Source organism: Collinsella sp. An307, assembly GCF_002161805.1.
In the GTDB taxonomy this organism is placed as follows: domain Bacteria; phylum Actinomycetota; class Coriobacteriia; order Coriobacteriales; family Coriobacteriaceae; genus Coprousia.
Genome location: NZ_NFIP01000003.1, coordinates 13,347 through 28,773 on the forward strand (window position 1 = coordinate 13,347; position 15,427 = coordinate 28,773).

A 15,427-nucleotide genomic window follows, 5' to 3' on the forward strand; every position below is an offset into this window, starting at 1 on the left:
TACGATTGCCCGCCGCGTTACGACCGCGCGGTGTCGCCACACTCTGAGAGGATACGTCGTGTCACTTTCCATCGGTATCGTCGGTCTGCCCAACGTGGGCAAGTCGACGCTGTTCACCGCGCTCACCAAGAAGGGCGGTCTTGCCGCTAACTATCCCTTTGCCACCATCGACCCCAACGTCGGCATCGTAAACGTGCCGGACGACCGTTTGCAGAAGCTCGCAGACATTGTGAACCCGGGTCGTATCGTGCCAGCAACGGTCGAGTTTGTCGACATCGCCGGCCTCGTTAAGGGCGCCAACGAGGGCGAGGGCCTGGGCAACCAGTTCCTCGCAAACATCCGCGAAACCGACGCTATCTGCGAGGTCGTGCGCTACTTCAAAGATCCCAATGTCATGCGTGAGGTGGGACGCACGGGTGACTTTGTTGATCCTGCGGCCGATGCCGACACCATCATGACCGAGCTTATCTTGGCCGACCTTCAGACGCTGGAAAAGCAGCTGCCCAAGCTCGAGAAGGAGGCCAAGCGCGACCATGAGCTTATGCCCAAGCTCGAGGTTGCAAAGCGCCTGACCGCGTGGCTGAACGAGGGCAACCGCGCCGCGACGCTCGAGATGACGCCCGAGGAGCGCGCTGCTGCCAAGGGGCTCTTCCTGCTCACCATGAAGCCGATTCTGTATGTGGCAAACGTTGACGAGGACATGCTCGGCCAGGAGCTCGAGCCCATCGACGGTGTGACCCCGATTGCCATCTGCGCCAAGGTCGAGGCCGAGCTCTCTGAGCTCGACCCCGAGGAGGCGGCGGAGTATCTGGAGACCCTCGGTCTCGAGCGTCCGGGTCTTGAGGTTCTCGCTCAGGCAGCGTACAAGCTGCTCGGCCTGCAGTCGTTCTTCACCGCAGGCGAGATGGAGGTCAAGGCGTGGACCGTGCGCCAGGGCGCGACCGCGCCTCAGGCGGCGGGCGTCATCCACTCCGATTTTGAGCGTGGTTTCATCAAGGCCGAGGTTATCTCCTACGACGATTACGTTGAGCTCGGCGGCGAGGCGGGCGCCCGTGCCGCGGGCAGGCTTCGTATGGAGGGCAAGGACTACGTCATGGCCGACGGCGACGTGGTGCACTTCCGCTTCAACGTGTAAGCTCGAGCGCCGCGCTCGCAGTCGCTCGCCGAAAGGACAACGATGTTCAAATACGGAAAGACCAATGGGATTATGGCGGTGGCGCTTGCCGTGCTCGCTGTGATTCCTCTCATTGAGATTGCCATCTTCTTGCCCCAGATGTCCGATACTGTGGTGATTGGCTTCAATGCTGTTGCCGAGACGGCCCGCACGGGCAGCCGCTGGCACCTCGCGCTGCTGCCGGTCATCTGCCTGGCGCTGGGCATTGTCTCGCTTGTGAGCGCCCTCAAGCGTGCGGGAGCTACCGGAGAGCCCGATCACATTGCGGCGCTTACCTTTAAGCGCTACGTGAAAAGCGGCCTTATCGCCGCCGTCATCTTTAACGCGGCGAACCTTTACCTCATCTATATGGCGATGACGGGACAGGGTATTCCCTTCGCCGGGTAGAAACCGTCATTACTCGCGATTTTGCGCTCGAGCCCTCGGCCACAGCGGCTGGGGGCTCATTTTGTTGCCTCGCGATGCAGCGTAAAGCGGCAGGCGGTGTGCGGTTTGGGTAAAGCGAAAACTATAGGCTACCTATCACGTTAAGTGCTTCTTCACACTTTTACGCATGAAAGAGGAGGCTGTACAGAGAATCGGCGACCGCGTCCGCAGGATGCGTGAGGAGCAGGGGATCGGCAAGGGCGAGTTTGCCCTTATGGTCGGTATCAGCCGCCCCTACCTCAACCGTATCGAGAACGGCACCGCAAACGTAACGGTGAAGATGCTCGTGCGTGTGGCGGAAGGGCTTGACGTGGATGCCATCGACCTCTTGAAGTGACGTGCTCGTACCGTTTTATCGTCGAATGAACGTTACATAATCAACGGCATATCGTCGTATGGCAGCGCGCTGCGCTCAGCGCGCCGGCGTGCGGTCGTGATTGATCACGGAGTAGAACAGGCGAGATACCTCGCGCGGATCGCGCGACTGGCCGAGCGCCCACATGGTCTTGGCGACGAGCGCCTCGGTGGTCATGTCGTCGCCATGAAGGATGCCCGGGTGGTCGGCATAGGCGCGTCCCACCTCGTACACCCCCAGATCGAGTCCCTCCTCGGGGACCTGCGTGGTCATGACGACGGTGCGGCCCGAGTCGACCCAATCGAAAATCGCCTGCTTGAAGGATGGGGCGTCGGGGCCGTACTCCGGCACGCCGCCAAGGCCGAACGTCTCGAGGATGACGGCGTCATAGGCGGGCTTGAGCACCTCGAAGATGCGCGGGTCAAACCCCGGGGTGAGCTTGATGACGGCGACGCGGTCATCGAGTGCGTCAAAGGTGGTCGGCGCCGTCCTGTCGGCAGCGCGCGCCGCGCGGAAGGCGGCGATAAACGCCTGCACGCCATCGTCGGTCTCGGTGGAGGCAACCGCCGCCTCGAGCGCGCGGTCGTCGATGGTCCAGCCGGGTAGCGACGCGCCGCCGCGGACGATGCGGTCGTGGCGGATGTAGGCGAGCGGGGGGAAGTTCACGCTCGTAAAGGCGTTTGCGCTCATGGTACGCTGCTTGCGGGCGCGCGTTCCGGCGATCACAAGGCCGCCGAACACGATGGCAACGTCGCGAGCGCGGTCATCGACTGCCCACAGCAGGCTCTGGTAGAGGTTGAGCTTTGCATCGGTGAAGGGGCTCAGCATGGGGCGCTGCGAGCCGGTAAGCACGATGGGTTTGGGGCTCGCCTGGATGAGGTAGGAGAGGGCCGCTGCGGTGTAAGCCATGGTGTCGGTGCCGTGAAGAACAAGAAATCCGTCGTAGCGATCGTAGTTCTCCATTACCACGTTGCGGATGTGCAGCCAGTCGCTCGGGCGCATGTTGGTGCTGTCGATGTTCATGGGCTGGACCACGTCGAGCTCGCAGAGGCCTTCGATCTCGGGTACGCAGGCGGCAAGCTCCGACCCGGTAAGGGCGGGGGAGAGTCCGTTGCCGTCCTCGGTCGAGGCGATGGTGCCGCCGGTGGCGATAAGGAGGATCTTCTTCATGAGGCGTTGCTTTCTGCTCGAGGTGCCGGCGCGGTTGCCGGTCTTAGTATTGTAGCGGTACGCCGAGGGCTCGGGTGTGCACGCGCGGCACCCGGCAGGCGCCTCGCCGCAGTTGACGATGGCGTGCAGATGTACCGCGCTTTGCCGCGCGCCATGTCGAGCGTGTATGATAAACAGGTTACAAAGACGCAGCCGCCCGCCGGCGCCAGAGAGGAGACCCATGCCCGAGAACGCATCCGCTGCCGCAAATAAGGTGCTCGTATTCGACTTCGGCGCACAGTACGGCCAGCTCATCGCCCGCCGCGTGCGCGACTTGCATGTCTATTCCGAGATTGTGCCCTGCGACATCACCGCGGACGAGGTCCGCGCGATGGAGCCCGCGGCCCTCATTCTCTCCGGTGGCCCCGCGAGCGTCTACGCCGAGGACGCGCCGTCCATCGACCCCGGCATCTTCGACCTCGGCCTGCCGGTTTTGGGCTTTTGCTACGGCCACCAGATCATGGCCGTGACGCTCGGCGGCGAGGTCGGTCATTCCGAGGTGGGCGAGTACGGCCCAGCGACCATCGCCTGCGATAACGGCTCTGCTCTGTTTGCGGGCACCCCGCTCGAGCAGACCGTGTGGATGAGCCACCGCGACGCCGTTGTGCGCGTGCCCGAGGGCTTCCACGTGACGGCGCAGACCGGCGTCTGTCCCGTGGCCGCCATGGCGTGCCCCGAGCGCAAGCTCTACTCCACCCAGTTCCATCCCGAGGTGCGCCACACCGAGTACGGCCAGCAGATTCTCTCGAACTTCCTCTTTAACATCTGCGGTCTTGAGAAGACTTGGACCATGGACAACCTGGTCGAGCAGAAGGTCGCCGAGATTCGCGAGCAAGTGGGTGACGCCCGCGTTATCCTCGCACTTTCCGGCGGCGTTGACTCGAGCGTGGTGGCAGCACTTGGCGCCCGCGCCATCGGTCGCCAGATGACCTGCGTCTTCATCAACCACGGGCTCCTGCGCAAGGGCGAGCCCGAGCAGGTGGAGGAGGTCTTCACCAAGCAGTTCGACGTGGACTTCATTCACGTGCATGCCGAGGACCGTTATGCCGAGCTCCTTGCCGGCGTCACCGATCCGGAGGAGAAGCGCCGCATCATCGGCACGCAGTTCTGGAACGAGTTCTTCGCCGTGGCTAAGCAGCTTGAACAGGACGGTCGCCCCGTTACCTATCTCGCGCAGGGCACCATCTACCCCGACATCATCGAGTCCGGCGCGCGCAAGACCGGCGGCAAGGCCTCGACCATCAAGAGCCACCACAACCTGATTCCGTTTCCCGAGGGCGTGCATTTCGACCTTATCGAGCCGCTCGACCACTTCTTTAAGGACGAGGTGCGCGAGTTGGGCCTCGCACTCGGCCTGCCGGCGCACATTGTCTACCGCCAGCCGTTCCCGGGCCCGGGTCTTGCCATCCGCATCATCGGTGCGGTGGACCCCGAGAAGCTTCGCATCCTAAAGGATGCCGACGCAATTGTGCGCGAGGAGCTCGATGCCTACAACCAGCGCCTTTTTGAGGAGACGGGCGAGCGCAACTCCGAGCACAGCTGCTGGCAGTACTTCGCGGTCCTCCCCGACATCAAGAGCGTGGGCGTCATGGGTGACGAGCGCACCTACGCCCGCCCGGTGATTCTGCGCGCCGTCGAGTCGAGTGACGCCATGACCGCTGACTGGGCGAAGCTGCCCTATGAGGTGCTCGCCAAGATCTCCGGCCGTATCGTGGCGGAGGTTCCCGGCGTGAACCGCGTGGCCTACGACATCACCTCAAAGCCTCCCGCGACAATCGAGTGGGAGTAGCATCAATTGAAATGATAGCTAATCTACCTGCTATTATCTAGTTCAATAAGGCTAATTCAAGCCTAATTTCGCCCTCAAATCTTGTACAAATATTGTACAGTGATATTATCGCGTACAAGGTACAAGATTTGGGGGCTTTGCTATGGCTCGTGACTACTTCAAGGGAAGCAAGCTCTACTGGCGTGAGAACCGCAAGCAGTGGCAGGGGATTCTCTACTACACGGACGAGAGCGGCAAGCAGAAACAAAAGAGCAAGCTCTTTGGCTCAAAGAAGCGTTCTGCTCAACAAGCTTTCGAGGAGTGGAAGGCTGAATTGAACCGAAAAGCGCGTCTTGTTGCGCCCAAGGAACTCATAAAAGAGCCGAAGGATAAAACTGTTGGTGATAGGGTTCAAGAACATCTAGCGTATCTGGAAACTGAGGCCGCTAACGGTAATATCGAGCTGTCAACACTCGCTGCAAAACGACAGCAAACCGAGCTGTATATCCTCAAAGAACCGATAGCCCAAATCCCCTACAAGAAGCTTTCAAAAGAAGACATTCTTGATTGGGAAGAGGGGCTTAGAGCGCGGGGAATCAAGAACAATACAATCGTCAATCCGTATTCGATTATGCGGCGGATGTACAACCTCGATATGGAGCATGGAAGGATAGAAGATACGCCCTTTCGATTTCTCCATTCTCCAAAAGCGGAGAAAAGAAACGTCAATTACGCGACGGATGCGACCTTGCGTAAGCTTGTCCAGATTCTCGATAGGCAATGGAAGGAGGACAAGGGAAATCCCGATACGCTTTGCTATTATCTCGCGCTCTACACAGGCATGAGAAGCGAGGAGATATGTGGTCTCACATGGAAGGACGTTCACATCCCGCAGGGAATAATCGAGGTCACACAGGCTATTGGGCGTATCGGAAACAAGGGCTATGTGAAGCCGCCAAAGAACGAAACATCGAGAAGAAGAATCCCCATCATTCCTGAGCTTGCTGAACCTCTTAGGGTGCGAAAGAAGCGGGTTTGTTGGGAAAACGATGTGGAGGAGCCTAACCCAAACTGGTTCGTGACGGGCGATAGAGAGACGTTCAAACTACCGCAGTACGCAACGCAGAACTTCGGGCGCGTATGCCGTAGAAACAACGTGATTGGCTCAGAGGGGCGCTATCTTACCCTTCACGGTTTGCGGGACACGTTGGCAACCGTTGGCGTTCAAGAGAGGACGATAGATATCAAGTCACTCTCTGCGATTCTCGGTCACTCAAATACCGCTATGACGCTGAACACCTATGCGGGGTTCGGCGATAACGCCATGCGTGAAGCAGGTATGAGGGGTATCGGCGATGCACTGAGGCGGAAGGTTGAGAGCGATGATTAGCGAGGATAGAGATTCGTTTGACTCTTGGGTGATAGAGACCTATCGAGAGCTTCACTCAACGCTGTTTGATCAAGACAGGCGTTTCATAATGCGCTATATGCTCAGTGGCGAAATGCTGTGTTATCTCATTGTCAAACCGTGGTATGAGCGGGTGATGAATCTCGAAGACATTCGGAGCGAAGTTCCGCAAGATTGCCTTCATGACGTGCGCGACTATCTTGGCTACCGATGTATGGATAACCAAGCTGGTCTTGTGCGCTGGTTTGTGCCTAGTGAAGAGAGCTTCTTTGGTGGGGAGTATGGCGAGATGGGCGCGATAATCGTTTCCCTTTTGGTGAAGTATGGCTTCACAGAACGCATTCGGTTCCTCAAGGAAAAGAGGCCAGATTTCAACGAAGATATGTTCAAGCGAGAACTTGCGCGGCTCTTTGATAGCCCTGAGGGGCTGGAGGATTGTATCTATCACCTTATGGACTATATCGACCGACTCAATGAGAGCGGTGAGGAGATACCCGAAGAGCTTAGGGTGTTGACGAGGCACCTTGAAACGACCTACTAGATAGCGCTAGGCTGTCTCTCCGCGCTCCTCTGCCCTCAGGTAGCGATACAGCGTGCTGATTGAAATGCCGCTTTCTGCCGAAACCTGCGAGACGGAGTAATCTCCGCTCTTGTAGAGCGCAATAGCCCGTTTCACGGCGTTCTTGTCGGCGCGGGGTCTGCCGCCGCTTTCACCGCGAGCCTTTGCCGCTTCTATGCCCTCGCGTTGGCGCTCACGAATGAGAGCACGCTCCATTTCGGCCATAGCCGCAAGGACGGTGTACATAAACTTGCCCTGCGGGGTTCGTGTATCAAGCTGCTCGTGGAGGCTCACGAGGGAAACGCCCTCGGCGTTGAACCTCTCCGCAAGGTCAAGAAGCTGCTTAGTTGAGCGTGCGAGCCTGTCAAGAGACGCGATAACTACCGTGTCACCCTCTCGGAGCTTGCCAAGCATTTCGTCAAGGGCAGGGCGCGAGGCCTTGGCACCGCTCAACTTGTCAGTGAAGAGATACTTTTCCTCTACGCCCGCAGCCCTCAGAGCGTCAACCTGCCTAGCAAGTTCCTGGCCCTTGGTGCTCACGCGAGCATACCCGAAAGTTGCCATATCCCCTCGCCGCCTTTCCAATCATTATCAAAAGGTGCTAGCAATAGGTTATGACAAAGACAGAGTTCTGGCAATAGTTTTGACAAAGACGGTGAGAATGTATCCTGCGATTTATCCGACCTCTATTGGATAGTGTGGAGCTTTGCCAAAAGTGTACTTTTGAGAAGACGATTACAAAATGAAACGGAGACTCAATATGGACAATCGAGAGAGAAAAACGGACAACATCATTCTAAGAATTGAACCGTCAAGAAAGAGCGAATGGATAGCCGCCGCAAACAGTAGCGGAATGAACTTATCTCGCTATATCTCTAGTTGTGTGGACGAAAATAAACAAAAAAGTATGGGCAAATGATTGTAAATACGTGCCTCTCACTTTCATAGAGAGTAGAGGCAGAACAAGAGAAGAGAGAGAAGAGAGGAAGAGAAAGAAAGAGTTTGGTTTGGTGCCAGCCAAAACCAAACGAGATAGAGAAGAGAGAGAAGAGCAGAAGGGATAGTTCTGTCTGCTTTTCTCCAATCTCTTGTCGGCTGTTACGCCTCACGGCGTAGCAGCCGTTTTGTTATTCCAAGAGAGACAGGAGGAAGTATGTCAGCAATGACCAATGTAAGAGAGTTCATCGAGAGCCTGCCGAATGAATCACGGTTCATCGGTGAGACCGCAATCAAGGAGCTGCGCCAGAACGGCATCAGCTGGGAATGGCTTGAGACCGCGCTCAGCATCAAGAGCAAAGAGGACTGGTCGAAGTACGGTTTCGGCCTTCTGTTCACTGATACCTTCCGCGCTCAGGTTCAAAAGAAGCTCAGCAAGCAGAAGAGCCGAGAGGTCGGCTCGCTCTGGTCAGAGGACGAGCAGCCAGAGAAGACCGCCAGCAAAGTTGCTTTCAACGACGGTGGCCTCAGAGAAGTTCACCGTGGCGCTGAGACGTTTTTGATCAAATCTCGCCCCGCAACCTCAAAGCCAATAGACAAGATGACGGAGGCGGAGTTCTGGGCAATGGTTATCGAGCAGCGCCGCCAGACAGAACTATTCTGCGCCCGCTGTTGGCCTGATACCTACGGCGAAGAAGACGAATACCTCAGACAGTACGAGATAGAAGACCATGGGATGAAAGACGAGGAGATAGCCCGAAAATACCTTCAATAGCGATAGGGGGGTGGTTTCGGGATTTCTTCCGAAATCTCTTTCAAACGCGGCACGCCCCCGTCCAACACACACTCCCAAGAAGGAAAGGTGAAAGGTATGAGCTTAGTAAATGATTACTTCCTTTGGTACAAGGTATGGAACAGGCACGAGCTGCTAAAGAACGCTCAGCGGCAGATAATGATTGACGGCTACCAGCACGCCAACAGCAAGCAGATGGCCGAATACCTTCTGAACGCCTTGGATTTCGACAGCCGAATAAGCAAGAGAACAAGGCAGTTGAAGCAACAGACGGACAAGGGCGGCTATCAGGCGGACTACGTAGGGGACGCACAGATAGAGAAGGTTCACGAGATATGTAGCGAGCAGATACGTTCTGATTGGGATACGCCGCAGATAAGCCAAGAGCAGTTTGAAGAGACGTTGTTTCTGGACGCGGTACAAGAGGAACTAAAGAAGGTGCCTGAGAAAGTGGACGTAAAGTTGCGGCTTTAGGCAGAAAAGAAAGGAACTTTAGCCCGATAAAGCATTAATATTGGGCAACCTTTGAGCGGTGAGGTGCCCGCTGTTTTTCGTGGCTATATCGCTGAAAACAATCTGCTTTTCAAGCTGTTTCATGATATATCGGCACATAACAGAAACGGGCACCTACCTTAGTGGCGGGTGCCCGTTTTTTCGTTGGTTGAATACAGCAGCTAGACAGTTTCGGTTCCTTCGGTTCCAACTTCGTCAAAGGAGAACTCAACAGAGTCCGGGCTATCAACCCTCATTACAAAGCAGCCGTTGTCAGCCGAGTTGTTCATATTGAAACCGCCATAATAGGTTTCATAGATTGGTGCGGTTTCAACAACGCCAAATAGCTTTAGTTGCCAACCATCGCTCCAAGCAGAGCCGTTCATATCCACAACGTCTCCGTCGTTGACAATCTGATACTTCTCAAAGTCACCAAAAACAAGGGTTTCGGAAGTTACGTTGTTGCCGCTATCGTCGGTTTCAAGCTCTACCGTTTGAAGCGTTGGGTTCCCTTCGAAGAGGTAGTAGGGGTTGCTATAGTCGTGATATTCCGACTTGTACCTCTCATCCTCTTCGGTGAAAAGCTCGACAATCTCATCATCGGACATTTTGCTAAGCTCACCAAGTTCGGCGGTAACGTTGCTGCGGAACGTCATGATGCCGGATTCGAAGACATAGAGTTGAGCCTGTGCATCCTTAGCCACTTTATCCACGACGAAGAACAAACGCCGTCCATCGTCGTTTACGAGTGAGAGCGGAGTGATAACTTCTGAGACAGCTTGCTCGGAGGCGGGGGAGTCTGACTCTTCGGTGGAGGCATTGTTACATCCGCTCAGACTTGCCGCACCCAACATCCCAATGGAGCAAGCGAGCATGAATGTTCGTCTTGATACCGCACTATCCATCTTAGTCTCCCGTCAACCTACTCAACAATGAAAGCGTCTACGAGATGCGAGATGTTTGGGTCATCCGCATACTCAAATGTTCCGCAAACGGTAATCTCCTGCTCTTTCGTCAAGTTAGCAATCTCTTCTTCAGGCAGTTCGACAACGAGGGGGTTGTAATAAACGCCATAGCCATACTCACTGACGATAATGTAGTCCGTAGTAATCTCCTCGACGTAACCGGAGACGCGGAATACCTTGCCGTCGTATTCCTGCTTAGTCTTGGCTTCGTTCTCTTTTCGCATATCGTAGAAAGCATCTCCGTCGAAATCCTCCGCCTGCTCAAGCATTTCTTCTTGCGAAAGCTCTTGGGATTCAGATTCAGCGTTGTCACCAGTTGAGGAATTACCGCCGCAAGCCGTAAGTCCGAGAGCACCGGTTATTCCAAGAGAGCCTAAGAGAAAGTTCCTGCGGGTTAGGTTCATTGTGGCTCACCCCTTCAAAATGCTATTTCATCAACTCGTTCTTCATATCGAACTCACCTTGCGAAATTCAATCAACTTATCGAATGGTGATGGTGTAAGGATTTCCCGCAAGAGTCATATCAACCGAAAGCGAACCCTCATTCAAAGCGTTTGAGGGGACGGTTGTGTAAGCATAGATATGTGTGGGGAGATTAGCGTCTAGGTAGTTGTGATTGATGGACAGCCAAAGTTGATTGGTGATGTATTGGAGTCTCCAGCCTTGATAGGAATCTTCACCATACTTCGCTACCAAATCTGTGATGGCATAATCGTCTACTGGTAGCTGATTGGAGTTCAGGGCGGTAACGTCAAACTCAAGTATTACGAAAGCCCCTCCATCTTGCGGTTGCCAATAGGTAGAAGAAGCGTCTGATTGAAGAACGGAATCAACGCGGGCATTGGTTAGCGTGATACTGAAATCATCATTTGAGATGTTTTGCCCCACGCTGATAGGCTGAGGAGCAGGCTTCTCCGGTTCTTTTATCTCATCTTCGTCGGTGGTAGTATCCTCGGCTTTCACTTCCTCTGAACCTATTGCCGATGATTCGGTAGATGATTCGTCGCTATCGCGATTCACCGATACAGAGCAACCAGCTGCACCAAACGCCAGCATAAAGCACAAGAAGGCGGAAAAAAGTAGCCGTGGTTTCATAACTTGCTCCTTCCAAAAGCAGCCCAATAGAGACTGTGGAAGAAGCCCCGCGTGCCAAACAGTGAGGGGGAGTCTCCGCCCACAGTTGCCACACTGCCCTTGGTGTTCACGGTGTACGTGAGTCACGTCAGGGAGGGAGAAGACTCCCCCTGACTAGAGACTCACGAACTGTGTTGTGAACGCCACCCGTTAGGGCAGCAGTGTGGCACCTCTAATTTTAGCAAGACGAGCCATTATCTTCTTTCGCTATCGGTCGGTAGGTTAGGCGAACGTTGCTAAACTAAGTCCAACGGTATTCGGAGATTGGAGCAGCAATGCCAAGGGCTAAGAGTTACGTAACCCCGACCAAAGATAACCTCAAGAAGCTTGAGAATCTTGCTGAGCAGATGGAGGATTTCAAGCTCTACAAAGCGTTGTGCGGTAAAGACGTAACCGAGCGCAAGAGGTTTGAGATTCTCTGGGATACCTATAAGGGCCTTGCTGAGGGAGATAACACTAAAGTGGCTACAGATGGGCGCGCGAGCCTTTCGAGCCGCTATAACGAGAACTACAAGCGCTGGAAACAGCTTTCACAGTGGGCGGACACTGACACCGATTCAAAGTACGCCGATTTCTACGCGCAAGAGCGTCAGATGCTGGAATGGTACGTTACTGAGAGTCTTGTCGATATCTACACGGCGCTTGCTGAGTAGAGGAAAGACGTTACGAAACCTTGTACATCCACCTTGTACACTCATAACTATACCTGTATTCTTGCAGATATATTGCTATCTGAGTATATCGAGTGGGAATAGAACAGACGTTCGATAAAACAATATAGTATCAGATAGCGGGCACGGTTTCAATCGAATCCGTGCCCGCTGCTGTATGTGTGTCCTAGCACGCCCAATATGCGCCGTAAAAGCCGTCCTCTTCAACGTCAAAGTGAATGCGCTTCATTTTTGCCTCTCAAAATCTTATTTTCACGATTTGCATTTTCATCCCGTTGTCACCGACCCTTGCGAGAAACCGGAAAAAGCCGCTGACAGAAGGGTCCCTCAAATCGTTGTAACCCAGCATATAGCCGCGACTCGTGACCTGCAGACGGCTGTCCCACGTGCCGATTTCCTTGGCGGCATCCGAAACCGCAAAATATGCCCCCACATCCTTGATTTTTGCAGTCTTAAGCCATGTTTTTGCGATCATCTTTACTGCCGTCCGATTGGCAGCATCAAAGACCAGCACACCGCCGGGGAAAGCGTCCGCCATCCCCCGCACCAGTTCCCGGACCTGCCGGGTCAGAAAGTAATAGAACACCCCGGAGGCAAAGAACACCACCCCGCCGGAGGCATCGATTTTGCTAAACCATGCGGTGTCTTTCAGGTCACAGGGGATATTTTGTTCTCGATTCCCGGCGGGCATTAGCTGCTGCCGCAAGGCAATCACATCCGGGAAGTCCAGATTGTAGATCTTGCATCTACCGTTGTCGCAGGTTCTGCCGGTGTTGTCCAGCCCACAGCCCAGATTGACCACCGCTGCATTGGGGTGGCCTTTCAGGTAATCCCGCACCTCGAAAGCAAGATCACTCTGCCGCATGGCCACCTCCAGCGCACCAAAGCGCTGCATCAGGCTGCGGGAGTTTTTCTCTGCCTCTGAAAAGTCGTAGTCAATCTGGTCGAGCAGACGAACCGCTGTTTCATCCCTGTAAAGGTTCGGGTACAGCTCCGTACACAGCTTCCGGGAATACAGCGGGAGGATCAGCGTCTCTTGCACGGTGTTTTTCTCAATTTTACATTTCATAGGTTTCTTCCTCAGTGAATAAAAACTGTCATAATTGCCGCCAGCACAGCTGCTATGACCGTCATGCCTATCGCCATGTGCAGGATGGATGCAAAAAATGCCCGTGCTTGATGCCCTTACTTCCGCGCCGTGACGCAGAGCCACTTTTTCTTTTTGCGTATCTGCACCTCGTGAAAACCCGCCTGCTCCAGGCACGCCTTCAATTCAATGTCCTTGTAGATGGTCATGCCGCCGATGATCCGCGTCCACCTCTCGTCCTTGTCCGTATCGCCATTGCTCTCGTTGCAGATAAGAATTGTCCCGCCTGGCTTCAGCGTCCGCCAGACCTCACGGAAGCATCGGGGCAAATCAGGCCAGAAATAGACGGTCTCGAAGGCCGTGGCGGCATCGAAGCAGCTATCCTCAAACGCCATATCCGCCACACTGTCTTGCAGAACGGCGCAACGCCCCTCCTGAATTGCGGTTCGGTTGAGCTTCCTGGCCTTCTCCACGCTGACGGGCGAATAGTCGACGCCTTTGACGACGCCATGCGGGCATTTTTCCAGCAGCCGTTTTATGTTCGCCCCGCCGCCGCAGCCGCAATCCAGCACCTTGGCGTTTGGCGCGAGTCGTAGAAATCGAAGTCCCCACCGCGCCACAGGGTCGTGGCCCAGGTTCATCATGGCAACCATAAGTTTTCCGCCGAGGCCCACGGGCTTGCGGGTGTTTTCAAAGAACGACATCTGGCCCCTCCGATTTCGTGCATTCCGCATAGGTCAACGGGAACGAGGCCTTCAGCACCGCGCTTTTCCGCACCGCCCAGCCGTTTTGACGCAGGAAACGCAGGTATTCCTCGCTTGTCCACCTGCTGTGGAGGGGGAATCCCGCCATGCTCATGAAAAAGGCTTTTGCCTTGCCGGAAATCGAGTTTCCCGCGTGGGTGAAGGTTGGCGCGATGAGCACGCCGTCGTCCTTCAGTACCCGCCTGATTTCTTGCAGTGCCTTTTCCGGATGCGGCACTATGTGAAGCGCGTTGGACGCGATCACCACTTCGAAGGACTTCTGTGCATAGGGCAGGCGGAACATATCTTGTACGGAAAAGTGCAGCTTTGCGGATTGATTGTCCCGCCTTGCTTCAAGGATCATCTTTGCAGAAGCGTCCGTAGCCTCGATATGCGCCGCCGCATTCACGATGCTCTTTGCGATAAGCCCCGTGCCGGTGGCAACTTCCAGTACGGTTTTTGCTTTCACCACCGGCCTGATCAGATCATACATCTTCTCATACGCCGCCCGGTCCTTTCGCATGAAGCGGTCGTACCGACCGGCATTCTTGTCCCAGAAGCCCTTGCGTTCGTGCATGGCTATCGCCCCCAAATAGTTAGAGCCATCTAACTGTAACACACGAATCATGCAGTAAGATAAGGCTAACCTTATTTTCTTGGCTAAGACGCATCTCTTCGGTTTTCGCTTATAACGGCGCGAGTCAGATACTAGGCTGGAGCTGAAGAAGGAGCTTGGCGGACAGGTAGGTCGATACCGGTTCCCGGAACGGTGATCCAGCCAATTACACCAGGGCTCTAGTCATGCTTGTAAACCCAATCCATGACGGGAAATAGGTCCTTTTCTCTAGCTCGACGTCTTTCGGAGCTTGACGATTTAGACTGATGGAGGCGAGAAGTCCCCCACCGCGCCAATACCAGACGATTGCGCTATAGGCATCTCTCCGACCCTTTGAATCACCCCTTTTCACGCCACCCGCTACGAACCCCGGCGGAAATCAGGGAGTGATTAAAGGAGCGACCTGCGGTTTCGCGAATCAATTGAGTCATTCCCGAAATCGCGAATCAGCCCTTAGGCGGTACGACGCGACTCGCATCTGCAGCACCCGTACTGGATCAGTCACTGAGTGGGAATAGAACATACGTTCTGTATAACGTTATAGCACCAGGTGGCAGGCGCAGTTTCAATCGAAGCTACGCCTGCTGCTATATATACTGGTCGATGGCGGTATCAATGCCCGCGATGCTTCCGCTTGCGCTTCAGCTTTCGCTGCTCGAAGCGTGCCTCCGCCTCATCCGCGCGACGCTGGCTTCTTGCTTGAGCCGACTCCCGCTTCATCGCTTCCCGCTGTGCCGCGAGAGCCTGCTGTGCCTTGGTGCTCACTGCGGGCCGCTTAAGGGCCTTCGACGCCTCGCGGGCGCGCCGCTTGGGGTTCTTCGCGGGCTTGCTTGTTTCAGTGGCCTCGTCGCCGAAGAACGCGAGCTTCGTCCATTTGTTGACAACGAATCGCAGGATCTCCTCATCGGACGGCTCCGCGCCGAAGACGATGCGGGCGACGCCGCATCTGCCGCCCTCGACGTGCTCCGCCAGCCCGACCCAGAATTGGCCGTCGTGATATACGGTCAGGGTGGACGACACGCTGATCTGCATGGCTGGTTCCTCCTTTATGTAGATGACCATGCAGAGAAGGGACAACCAAGGAGGCAGGT

The 15,427-nt window shown here is 55.3% G+C and carries 18 protein-coding genes; 9 read left to right on the forward strand and 9 right to left on the reverse strand.

The window, feature by feature from the left end; all coding sequences use genetic code 11:
- The first annotated feature begins 58 nt into the window (after positions 1–58).
- The 3 genes from ychF to B5F89_RS03145 all read left to right on the forward strand — a co-directional run bounded on the left by ychF (position 59) and on the right by B5F89_RS03145 (position 1,937).
- Entirely contained in the window at positions 59–1,135 is a 1,077-nt protein-coding gene (gene ychF, locus B5F89_RS03135) for a redox-regulated ATPase YchF (protein ID WP_087430358.1), read from the forward strand.
- A 42-nt stretch (positions 1,136–1,177) separates the two neighbouring features.
- On the forward strand, positions 1,178–1,561 hold the full coding sequence (locus B5F89_RS03140) for a DUF1648 domain-containing protein (RefSeq protein WP_087430359.1): 384 nt from the start codon (positions 1,178–1,180) through the stop codon (positions 1,559–1,561).
- A 166-nt stretch (positions 1,562–1,727) separates the two neighbouring features.
- Positions 1,728–1,937 carry a helix-turn-helix transcriptional regulator gene (locus B5F89_RS03145; protein ID WP_087430360.1) on the forward strand — a complete coding sequence of 70 codons (210 nt, stop codon included), beginning with the start codon at positions 1,728–1,730 and terminating at the stop codon, positions 1,935–1,937.
- A 75-nt stretch (positions 1,938–2,012) separates the two neighbouring features.
- Here the strand turns inward: B5F89_RS03145 and B5F89_RS03150 are convergent, their stop codons facing one another.
- Positions 2,013–3,125 carry an asparaginase gene (locus B5F89_RS03150; protein ID WP_087430361.1) on the reverse strand — a complete coding sequence of 371 codons (1,113 nt, stop codon included), beginning with the start codon at positions 3,123–3,125 and terminating at the stop codon, positions 2,013–2,015.
- 220 nt (positions 3,126–3,345) lie between these two features.
- On the opposite strand from B5F89_RS03150, the gene guaA reads away from it, so the two are divergent.
- The 3 genes from guaA (at position 3,346) to B5F89_RS03165 (ending at position 6,881) form a co-directional block, all read left to right on the forward strand.
- Complete coding sequence (guaA, locus tag B5F89_RS03155) at positions 3,346–4,953, forward strand: glutamine-hydrolyzing GMP synthase (protein WP_087430362.1); 1,608 nt, start codon at positions 3,346–3,348, stop codon at positions 4,951–4,953.
- 142 nt (positions 4,954–5,095) lie between these two features.
- On the forward strand, positions 5,096–6,322 hold the full coding sequence (locus B5F89_RS03160; protein ID WP_087430363.1) for a site-specific integrase: 1,227 nt from the start codon (positions 5,096–5,098) through the stop codon (positions 6,320–6,322).
- On the forward strand, positions 6,315–6,881 hold the full coding sequence (locus B5F89_RS03165; protein WP_087430364.1) for a hypothetical protein: 567 nt from the start codon (positions 6,315–6,317) through the stop codon (positions 6,879–6,881). The genes B5F89_RS03160 and B5F89_RS03165 overlap by 8 nt, the downstream gene beginning before the upstream one ends.
- 6 nt (positions 6,882–6,887) lie before the next feature.
- On the opposite strand, the gene B5F89_RS03170 is transcribed toward B5F89_RS03165, so the two are convergent.
- A complete protein-coding gene (locus tag B5F89_RS03170) occupies positions 6,888–7,463 on the reverse strand; it encodes a recombinase family protein (RefSeq protein ID WP_087430365.1) in 576 nt (191 codons plus the stop codon).
- Between the two features lie 589 nt (positions 7,464–8,052).
- Between B5F89_RS03170 and B5F89_RS03175 the strand changes: the two genes are divergently transcribed.
- Both B5F89_RS03175 and B5F89_RS03180 read left to right on the forward strand, forming a co-directional pair.
- The gene (locus tag B5F89_RS03175) at positions 8,053–8,610 is read left to right on the forward strand and encodes a hypothetical protein (protein WP_087430366.1); all 558 of its coding nucleotides are present in this window, start codon (positions 8,053–8,055) and stop codon (positions 8,608–8,610) included.
- Between the two features lie 96 nt (positions 8,611–8,706).
- Positions 8,707–9,102, forward strand: a complete 396-nt coding sequence (locus B5F89_RS03180) for a hypothetical protein (RefSeq protein ID WP_087430367.1) — start codon at positions 8,707–8,709, stop codon at positions 9,100–9,102.
- A 200-nt stretch (positions 9,103–9,302) separates the two neighbouring features.
- Here the strand turns inward: B5F89_RS03180 and B5F89_RS03185 are convergent, their stop codons facing one another.
- The 3 genes from B5F89_RS03185 to B5F89_RS03195 all read right to left on the reverse strand — a co-directional run bounded on the left by B5F89_RS03185 (position 9,303) and on the right by B5F89_RS03195 (position 11,180).
- On the reverse strand, positions 9,303–10,025 hold the full coding sequence (locus B5F89_RS03185; RefSeq protein WP_143758327.1) for a hypothetical protein: 723 nt from the start codon (positions 10,023–10,025) through the stop codon (positions 9,303–9,305).
- A gap of 17 nt (positions 10,026–10,042) precedes the next feature.
- Positions 10,043–10,489, reverse strand: a complete 447-nt coding sequence (locus B5F89_RS10105; RefSeq protein ID WP_087430369.1) for a twin-arginine translocation signal domain-containing protein — start codon at positions 10,487–10,489, stop codon at positions 10,043–10,045.
- 76 nt (positions 10,490–10,565) lie between these two features.
- On the reverse strand, positions 10,566–11,180 hold the full coding sequence (locus tag B5F89_RS03195) for a hypothetical protein (protein WP_087430370.1): 615 nt from the start codon (positions 11,178–11,180) through the stop codon (positions 10,566–10,568).
- 314 nt (positions 11,181–11,494) lie between these two features.
- On the opposite strand from B5F89_RS03195, the gene B5F89_RS03200 reads away from it, so the two are divergent.
- Entirely contained in the window at positions 11,495–11,872 is a 378-nt protein-coding gene (locus B5F89_RS03200) for a hypothetical protein (RefSeq protein WP_087430371.1), read from the forward strand.
- A 256-nt stretch (positions 11,873–12,128) separates the two neighbouring features.
- On the opposite strand, the gene B5F89_RS03205 is transcribed toward B5F89_RS03200, so the two are convergent.
- The 4 genes from B5F89_RS03205 to B5F89_RS03220 all read right to left on the reverse strand — a co-directional run bounded on the left by B5F89_RS03205 (position 12,129) and on the right by B5F89_RS03220 (position 15,368).
- Positions 12,129–12,959 carry a class I SAM-dependent methyltransferase gene (locus tag B5F89_RS03205; RefSeq protein ID WP_087430372.1) on the reverse strand — a complete coding sequence of 277 codons (831 nt, stop codon included), beginning with the start codon at positions 12,957–12,959 and terminating at the stop codon, positions 12,129–12,131.
- A 116-nt stretch (positions 12,960–13,075) separates the two neighbouring features.
- The gene (locus B5F89_RS03210) at positions 13,076–13,681 is read right to left on the reverse strand and encodes a class I SAM-dependent methyltransferase (RefSeq protein WP_087430373.1); all 606 of its coding nucleotides are present in this window, start codon (positions 13,679–13,681) and stop codon (positions 13,076–13,078) included.
- Positions 13,668–14,297 carry a class I SAM-dependent methyltransferase gene (locus B5F89_RS03215; RefSeq protein WP_087430543.1) on the reverse strand — a complete coding sequence of 210 codons (630 nt, stop codon included), beginning with the start codon at positions 14,295–14,297 and terminating at the stop codon, positions 13,668–13,670. The genes B5F89_RS03210 and B5F89_RS03215 overlap by 14 nt, the downstream gene beginning before the upstream one ends.
- Before the next feature lie 651 nt (positions 14,298–14,948).
- Entirely contained in the window at positions 14,949–15,368 is a 420-nt protein-coding gene (locus tag B5F89_RS03220) for a YjdF family protein (RefSeq protein WP_087430374.1), read from the reverse strand.
- Between the last annotated feature and the right edge of the window lie 59 nt (positions 15,369–15,427).